The organism is Streptomyces sp. NPDC060209, assembly GCF_042728155.1.
Lineage (GTDB): Bacteria > Actinomycetota > Actinomycetes > Streptomycetales > Streptomycetaceae > Streptomyces.
Genome location: NZ_JBHWZS010000573.1, coordinates 1 through 1564, shown reverse-complemented (window position 1 = coordinate 1564; position 1564 = coordinate 1). Strand labels below are relative to the sequence as shown.

Genomic DNA, 1564 nt, shown 5'->3' with positions numbered 1-1564 from the left:
GCCCCGCACCGTCCTACGGTGCGGGGCATCTCGCGTGTACGGTCGTCCGGACAGCTCCGGGGGCGTGCGTGGAGCGTATGGGGGAAGGAAAAAATCCATGTCGAAACTTCCGGGGTGGCTCGGCCGGCTGGGCGCCGAACTCACCGAGATCGGGGCGCGCCTGGAAGAACGCCGCGCCGAGGACGAGCGTCGCGCCGACGCGGACGCCGTGAGCGTCTCCTCGTCGACGCTCTCCACCGTCGCCGCCGAACAGGTGCCGCGCCCGCCCGCCTACGCCCCCTCGGTGGCCGCCAGACCGGACCCGGTGGCCGCGATCCCCTGGGGGATGCGCGTCGCCGCCGAGGCGGGCTGGCGGCTGCTGGTCCTCGCCGGCACGCTCTGGGTGCTCATGCGGGTCATCAGCGCCGTGCAGCTGGTCGTCCTCGCCTTCGTCGCCGCTCTGCTGGTGACCGCGATGCTCCAGCCGACCGTCGTACGGCTGAAGCGGCTCGGGCTGCCGCGCGGTCTGGCCACCGCGGTCACGGCGGTGCTCGGCTTCGTCGTCATGGGCCTGGTCGGCTGGTTCGTCGTCTGGCAGGTGATGGACAATCTGGACACCCTCTCGGACCGGGTCCGTGACGGCATCGACGAGTTGAAGCTCTGGCTCCTGGACAGTCCGTTCCATGTCACCGAGTCGCAGATCAACGACATCGCGAAGAACCTCAGCGACACCATCGGCACGAACACCGAGGAGATCACCTCCGCCGGGCTCCAGGGCGTCACCGTGATGGTGGAGTTCCTCACCGGGCTGCTGCTGGCGATGTTCTCGACGCTCTTCCTGCTGTACGACGGGAAGCGCATCTGGCAGTGGGTGCTCAAGCTCGTGCCGTCCCAGGCCCGGCCGGGCGTCGCGGGCGCCGGGCCGCGTGCCTGGCGGACGCTGACCGCCTATGTGCGGGGCACGGTGATCGTGGCCCTGATCGACGCGATCTTCATCGGGCTCGGGATCTACTTCCTCGATGTGCCGATGGCGGTTCCCCTCGCCGTCTTCATCTTCCTCTTCGCCTTCATCCCACTGGTCGGCGCCGTGGTCTCGGGTGCCCTCGCCGTGGTCGTCGCACTCGTCACCCAGGGCGTGTTCACCGCCCTGATGGTGCTGATCGTGGTGCTCGCCGTGCAGCAGATCGAGGGCCACATCCTGCAGCCCTTCATCCTCGGCCGCGCCGTACGCGTCCACCCGCTGGCCGTGGTGCTCTCGGTCGCCGCGGGTGGCATGATCGCCGGCATCGGCGGCGCGGTCGTCGCCGTACCCCTGGTCGCGGTGACCAATACGGTGGTCGGCTATCTGCGCTCGTACGGACAGGACCCGGCCGTGCTCGAAGGGCCGGGGCCGCACGGCGCCACGGCGCTCTCGGCCGTGCCGCCGACGGAACCGCCCGGCGCCCGGCCCCTCCCCGCCGACGGCCCGGGTCCCGCGCCCGCGGACGTCCGCGGCGACGAGGCGGGGACCGGCTCGCCGGACGGCAGGAAGCGGTAGAACGAGGCGGCACGGGTGCCGGGGAGGCAGCCGGACCGTGCCCCGGTC

Annotated in this window: 1 protein-coding gene; it reads left to right on the top strand. The window is 71.5% G+C overall.

What is annotated here, in order from left to right; genetic code table 11:
• The first annotated feature begins 97 nt into the window (after positions 1–97).
• Complete coding sequence (locus ACFWFI_RS42640; protein ID WP_387401346.1) at positions 98–1516, top strand: AI-2E family transporter; 1419 nt, start codon at positions 98–100, stop codon at positions 1514–1516.
• Positions 1517–1564 lie beyond the last annotated feature (48 nt).